The sequence below is a fragment of the Butyrivibrio sp. genome (assembly GCF_017635265.1).
GTDB lineage: Bacteria > Bacillota > Clostridia > Lachnospirales > Lachnospiraceae > Butyrivibrio.
Genome location: NZ_JAGBLU010000143.1, coordinates 1 through 6472 on the forward strand (window position 1 = coordinate 1; position 6472 = coordinate 6472).

A 6472-nucleotide genomic window follows, 5' to 3' on the forward strand; every position below is an offset into this window, starting at 1 on the left:
CTCTTTTGTTGGTTTCGCGCTTTGCTTTTCCTAAAATGTCACTTTTATCCATAGTCGCCTCCTGTCAGTAAGATATTAGGTTTTTGGTTACAAAAAGTGGTGAAAATTGCCGGATACCGGCTGGATGGAAGAGAACGCTTCCATCCTTATTTTTACGCTGGTACATGGAAACGTCAAGGTGTTTTTATCGATTTCCAAATTTTTCTGTGTATGTTAGTATATTTGTAGTCACACTTCGTATCAGCGAAGAAAACAGATGATTCTAGGAGGAAAAAATGTCTGGCAGTCAAAAATTGTTAAAAGTATTTGGGGTATTCGAGTTGTTGATCGCGGTGTATTATGTGTTCCTTGGAATTGCGGATGGTAACGTTGCAGCATTTGGCAGCGCAGCACTTTATCTGGTGGCAGCTTTTCTGCTGTTTGCTGCTGCAAAAGATGCAACGAAAGCAGGGGGTGCATGGCTGATCACGTTGGTAGATCTGGTTCTTAGCATAGTCGAACTGGTATTGGCTGTCAGCGGCGGTGCGGACGAAATCGCATTAGTTGGCGGCAGTATTGCCACCGTTTTGAATCTTATCGCATTTATTGCGGCTAACAATGTAAAACGTCAGGGAAAACGGCAAAACCATATGTGAGTTGGCGTGTGCTGCGAGTCTGGAGCCTTAAGTTAAGGAGTAACATATTTATGAAGAATAAACATGAGTTTTCTGATAAACACCCTGTTTTGAGCCTGCTTCTATTTACATTCGGAGGTTATTTTGTTTCGGAGTTCCTGATTGGCATACCGATTATGTTCGCATTGTCATCGCTTGGTGTAGATACAACCACAGGGACCTCCATAGGAGGCTGCATAGGCTCAGTATTGGTTTTGATCATCTGGTTCAGATGGTTTTCACCGCAGTATCGTTACAGGCCGGAAAAGGGCGACATCAAGGGGGCGTTTGTGTTGATGTCTCCAATATTGATCTACTGGGTGCTGCTGTTTGGATTGTTTGGATACTTTGCTGGAGGCTTTCCGTTCAGGGCGGTGAGGCTTAATACAGTTGCGATGGCTCTTATGGCAGGCTTGGTAGAAGAAGTGTGCTTCAGGGAGATTGCAGTTTCATTCATGGCAAAAAAGATGATGAATGAAAAGACGATACCGTTGATGGCGGTTGCTTCTGGCTTTCTTTTTGGACTTACTCACCTGACAAACCTTGTAAACGGAGACCCTGTAACGGATATACTGTATCAGGTAATGCTGAGTATGTTTTTCGGTGTCTTATTTGCTGCCGTATATCTGAAAAAGGGAAATGTATTGGTACTCTGTCTGGTGCATTTTGCCCATGATCTTTTATCCTTTATGGCAATAAAAGGCGTTGAAGAAAATGGTGTAAAAGACTTACCGGACTGGTCGGCTGTTTGTATTGCGGTGCTTGAAGCTTGCCTGTGCGTGTATGGCTTTTATCTTCTCAGGAAGTCTGAGAGAGGCGAGATAATAAAGCTGTGGGATCGTAAGTGGAGCCGTGATCAGGAATCTTTGTAATCTGTTGTGGAATTTACATTACCCCGGTCATTAAAAGTTGCTTGGTTTTCTAATACGCGCATTGCTGAATATACCTCAAGTTTTTATGCTTGAACCGGAAGAAATAGTGCTGAAGGAAAGACTTGATGAATGTACGAGGATTCTTGCAGAGGAACTGGCAAGAGCCAGTACATCTTATGCACATTATGTTGCGGGTGGAAATATGGGAATTCCAAAGGTTGTGTTCCTGCAGCAGCAAGTATTCCAACTGCAGCGTGAAATTAAAATGTACAAAATGAGCTTATCGGAGAATCAATTAAAAACTGCCCGTGTTTTGACAACACCGGAGCAGATTCGTTTCTTCATGGGCCAGACAGAGCCTTATTAAATTCGATTATCAGTAATGGGAATTTGTAAAATGCGATATTTAGATAGTTTACAGCTGTATATGGCATAACAGGAGGAAGAACAAGGCATTTAGGAGCAATCCCAAATGCCTTTTCTGATAGTGCGCCTAGCGGCGCACTATGAAAAAAGCCCCCGATGCTTTCTTATAGCATTAGGGGCTTTGAAAGTTATTGTTGCTTGATTATACCCATCTCCTGAGCGCCCTTCCAAAGGGCTTCATTGATCCTGGTCTGATATCCCTTACCAGTAGATTTGAATGCATCAACTAATACGGTATCCAATCGCAGAGAAATGAGTTCCTTGTTCGGACGATAATATTTAGGATTTGCAGGTTTGAACTGAGAGAGTTCTTCGTCGGAAAGCTCTGGAGCATCTTCTGTGAACTTAATTGGCTTCTTAGACGCAACTTCAATCTCTTTGATCTGTTCAATAGTTGGCTGGTCCCCAGGGTTCAATTTCATCGTTACTGTAGCCATTATATATCCTCCTTTCCTTTGCGGTAGCAATCCTGGCAGATATGAGATGGATTTCATCATTTAATCTCTCTTCATAAGCAACGAATAGTACATCATTTATTTTCCCAATAGTCTGCCATCTGTTTTCAAGCGTGTTATTATTTGCTGATACATCCGGACGCTCAATTCTGCATGGATCGTTAAAAATATAGGTGGCCGTTCCTAGATGTATTCCATGATCTTCAAAGTTTTTGAAATCCTTATTTTCATCCCATGTAAATATCATTACGTAGCACCTTTCTGTAGCTACAAATTAGTATATCATGTCCTTGCAGTGTTTTCAATCAAGATCCATATCTTAGATGAAGGCAAAACGGATATCTCTGCTATTGAGTATTGTTTAGACGTGCAATATAAAACAAAAGACACAGAGCAGGAGGAATTAGTATACAATGCAGTAAACAGATTCTTTTTTGAGTTGGAAGATGACCTTGAACAGCGCAAAAAATACATTCCTGAGTTAGGAAAAATCGCAACCCGATTAGATTATCAAAGAGGTCAAAGAAAGGAAGAATTTGAGCAGAAAATCAGGGATGGCAAGGTTCCGGGAACAGAGAGTATCAGACATGATGATAACGTCATTTCAGTTTGTGATTATTGATGCGACACTGTTACAGGTAAATTATACAATACAATTAGTGCGACAGCCCCTTTTTGATGCACAAGACCGGCAAGCGAATGGATGCTTGCATACAGATTCATTTGCCGGTCGTAAAGACATGGAGAAAGAAGTGCCCAATGTCTGTGTGCATAATCGAGTAGGAGTCAGCCTACTACTCGATTTAATTCATATAATCATTAACATTAAAGGTCTCGCCTGTCTTCTGCTCCTCGTCGATGATGCCGGGGACAAGCTCTGTGACGTAGGTTTCACCTGTTGTGGGATCAACATAATAGAAGTTGAAGGCACCGGTGTAAGATTTGTGGATCACCTTGATCTCGCCATTGTCGCCGGGTACAACTTCCCAGTACTCACCGTGCTCTGAGTCGATCTCATAATCCGGGAAGTCAGCCTTGAAGTAATTTAAGACTGCATCCATGGCCTGATCCTGAGTGATGGCTCCGGATGCCTCTGTTACTGTGTTTTCGCTATTCTCTGCAGGTGCAGCTGCCTCAGCTTCGGTTGTGGTTGCGGTCTCTTCAGCGGCAGGAGCTTCTGTTGCAGCGACGGTCTCAATGGGCTCTTTCTCAACGGAGCTTTCTGCGGGTGTCTGGCCACTGCATGCTGTCATAAGCATGGCTGTGCATAATACAACAGGTAACAATAGATTTTTCTTTTTCATAATTCCCTCCTTCAAAAAATATCCTTCTCATAATACACCTTAATTAAATATGATGTAATAAACGTTTTATTAAAACCTAAAATCCCGAGCGTTTTATATCTAGGAGATTATGTGCTCTGCTGTTTGTTTTTTGTCAGAATATAGTCACTTTGGTGCACTTATCGTGTTAAAATATTGAATATATCATATATTTGAATACTTTGTTTGGAGGATATCATGAATTACAGTACTGTACTGATCGATGACTTAAATCGGGGGACTTTTGACAGTGTAATCCCTGAGACAATAAGCCTTACTGATACAAGGGTAGCAGTTGCATGTGTCGATGATAAAGACTACATACTTGGTGCAGTTTCGTACCAGGTTGTGGGATTTGAATACGTCATTGACTGGTTATATGTAGAGCCCCAGGTCAGAAGGCAGGGCGTTGGTACATATCTGATAGACCAGGTTCTTCGGGCTGTGGTGCAGTCCGGGGAAATACTTCCTGTTACTGCACAGTTTGAGTTCAGAGAAGATGATGATGCTCTCCATACCTTTTTCCTGTCATTTCAGATCATGGAAACAACCTATTCCCATGAAAGATACTATGTAAGCCCTGAGGATATCAAAGCCTCAGATGCCCTTCACAGATCTGTGAAGGCTGAGCATAAGACGGTTGGCTTTTTTGACCAGTCTGAGAAAGAGCAGAAGATGATACTCTCTCTTTTAGCCAGGCAACATACCATAACAGTCCTTGATTATGAGAAGTGGAAGGCGGAGTGTGTTCCGGAGCTTTGCCAGTGCATTTATATAAATAACAATCTGGTGGATCTGATCTTTATGAGAAAGTTATCAAACGGCAATCTGGAGCTCTCATATCTTTATGGCAAGTATCCAAGAGGCCTTATAGAGCTTCTTGGAAGCACTGTCAGCAAGATGGAGACTCTTTTCCCAGGCGCAAGCCTTACATTTGATGCTATGAGTGATGAATCTTTGCAGCTTGCGAAACGTCTTTTCCCAAAAGCAAAGACAGCACACATATATGAGGCTGAGTTCTAATAAGACAATTAACGAGTAATGACGGGAGACAAAGAAAATGTCAGGATTTGAAGAATATCAGAAAAAACAGGATACAGAAAAACATAAAGAAGAGTTTTATACCGGACAGATTGACAAGGGCGTTGATGTAAACAAGGCCTCTTATGACTATGATCCGGATCAGCTCATTGAACATTTGAAGAAAAAGACAGACGATAAATCTGCTGAAGCGTTTGCGCTCAGAACCAAATATTATTTCCAGGATGATCAGGCTATTACTGCTAAGATAAGGCGCTATCAAAAGATCAACCAAAGAGGTGAACATCAGGATAAGGTTGATGTGTATGCGGAAAGATACAATCATCATAGTGCGAAACATCGTAAGTGGGCAGCAGAAACTGCTTCTATTAAGTTTATGGACGCCCAGAATTTAGCACTTGAATATAAAAACGACGAGAATGCAAACTCTTTGGTGAAATACAGGCACCGTAAGGAAATCATGAATCAAAGAATGGAGGCGCTTGAGAGCGTTGCTTATGTAAAAGCTCAGAGCAAGAAACATGAGAAATATCTGAACGGTCGATCAAAACTTTCCTGCAATCTTATTCTTAAGGATCAGCTTGATCACTTTATAGATGAAGAATCGAGAAAGCAGAATAATGATGATATGGTCAACAGCTTAAAAGCTGAACTCACCAAGGTTGAGGCAGAGATTACAAAAGCCACTAAAACCATAAGGGAAAATGTGCCTAAGTCACACGAAAAGTGGCGTGATGTTAATGGAATTAATGATCGTAAATATACACACAATATGAATACCTATAGACAGGAAGAGTGTATAGGATGCAGTAAAAACAGCGCAATCTTAATGACTGAGCTGGAACTTTTTAATTCTGAACAAGGAGGATATGAATGGCCCAGGAAATCTGTCCTTAAGGATCAAGAAGGCTTGGGAGCACCTCTTTCACAGGCTGAGAAGGAAAATCAGGAATGGAACACGAAATATGACAGTGCAAATGCCAATGAGAAATTTAAGATGGAAGTAGAGGCGCTTAAGCGCTTTTTAGAGATGCCCGTTCCTTCTGCAGAAGCAATTAAAGGCAGTAAAGCAAAGAATTATGTTATTACCAACCTTAGGGACTATTACGATCTCACAAAGAGAGCTCTGCCATACTACAAAAACCTGTTGAAAGACACTAATAATCCAATAACTCGGATGATTGCCGACAACCTTGCCATACAGGCAAAAATTGAATATATTGCAGCAATTGACAAATATATTGATTACAGACTTCGCAGAGATCATCTGATTGTTTATAACAGTGAAACTGGCCAATATAGCTTTGAGCAAGAAGAGCAGTATAAGTATACCAGAGGCTTTTTTGGCCCCAAACGCACAAGGAAGTATGGCGATGATGAGAATGGTAAAAGTGAGTCTGCAGATCGATTTACCGCACTGAAGAATGCCTTTGACACCTATCATGCTGCTCCGGCCATAAGTAAGGAGTCTCTAAATAACATTTCTCAGAATCTGAATATCTATATTCAGCCTCAGAACATTATTAACGAGCCTCTAAATATCATTAACGAGCCCCAGAATATCGTTATTCAGCCTCAGGTTATAGAGGAGAATCAAATAGATAAAAACGGTAAGGAGGAGATAAATAAGGCCAACAATCTTGTCAAAAACATGATCAATCTTTTCGATAATAAGGGCAAGAAAATTGAGCAAAACCAGGAAG

The 6472-nt window shown here is 41.2% G+C and carries 9 protein-coding genes; 6 read left to right on the plus strand and 3 right to left on the minus strand.

Going from position 1 to position 6472, the window contains the following annotated elements:
• Window positions 1-275 precede the first annotated feature (275 nt).
• The 3 genes from J6O61_RS18600 to J6O61_RS18610 all read left to right on the plus strand — a co-directional run bounded on the left by J6O61_RS18600 (window position 276) and on the right by J6O61_RS18610 (window position 1892).
• Complete coding sequence (locus J6O61_RS18600; protein WP_292215806.1) at window positions 276-635, plus strand: hypothetical protein; 360 nt, start codon at window positions 276-278, stop codon at window positions 633-635.
• A gap of 50 nt (window positions 636-685) precedes the next feature.
• Window positions 686-1525: a CPBP family glutamic-type intramembrane protease gene (locus tag J6O61_RS18605; protein ID WP_292215807.1), complete on the plus strand. Its 840-nt coding sequence runs from the start codon at window positions 686-688 to the stop codon at window positions 1523-1525.
• Window positions 1526-1610: 85 nt separating this feature from the next.
• A complete protein-coding gene (locus J6O61_RS18610) occupies window positions 1611-1892 on the plus strand; it encodes a hypothetical protein (protein ID WP_292215808.1) in 282 nt (93 codons plus the stop codon).
• A 187-nt stretch (window positions 1893-2079) separates the two neighbouring features.
• Here J6O61_RS18610 and J6O61_RS18615 read toward each other — a convergent pair whose 3' ends face one another.
• Both J6O61_RS18615 and J6O61_RS18620 read right to left on the minus strand, forming a co-directional pair.
• A complete protein-coding gene (locus J6O61_RS18615) occupies window positions 2080-2388 on the minus strand; it encodes a BrnA antitoxin family protein (RefSeq protein WP_292215809.1) in 309 nt (102 codons plus the stop codon).
• Window positions 2339-2653 (minus strand): BrnT family toxin, encoded by a 315-nt coding sequence (locus tag J6O61_RS18620; RefSeq protein ID WP_292215810.1) that lies wholly within the window; start codon window positions 2651-2653, stop codon window positions 2339-2341. Before J6O61_RS18620 ends, J6O61_RS18615 begins: the two co-directional genes overlap by 50 nt.
• 120 nt (window positions 2654-2773) lie before the next feature.
• Here J6O61_RS18620 and J6O61_RS18625 point away from each other — a divergent pair, with 120 nt between their 5' ends.
• Window positions 2774-3028, plus strand: coding sequence for a hypothetical protein (locus J6O61_RS18625; RefSeq protein WP_292215811.1), 255 nt, complete (start codon window positions 2774-2776; stop codon window positions 3026-3028).
• 181 nt (window positions 3029-3209) lie between these two features.
• On the opposite strand, the gene J6O61_RS18630 is transcribed toward J6O61_RS18625, so the two are convergent.
• On the minus strand, window positions 3210-3710 hold the full coding sequence (locus J6O61_RS18630) for a PepSY domain-containing protein (RefSeq protein ID WP_292215812.1): 501 nt from the start codon (window positions 3708-3710) through the stop codon (window positions 3210-3212).
• A gap of 216 nt (window positions 3711-3926) precedes the next feature.
• On the opposite strand from J6O61_RS18630, the gene J6O61_RS18635 reads away from it, so the two are divergent.
• Together J6O61_RS18635 and J6O61_RS18640 are read left to right on the plus strand one after the other, a co-directional pair.
• Window positions 3927-4751: a GNAT family N-acetyltransferase gene (locus J6O61_RS18635; RefSeq protein WP_292215813.1), complete on the plus strand. Its 825-nt coding sequence runs from the start codon at window positions 3927-3929 to the stop codon at window positions 4749-4751.
• A gap of 37 nt (window positions 4752-4788) precedes the next feature.
• Window positions 4789-6472 (plus strand): hypothetical protein (locus J6O61_RS18640; RefSeq protein ID WP_292215814.1); only part of this gene is annotated, 1684 nt, incomplete at its 3' end.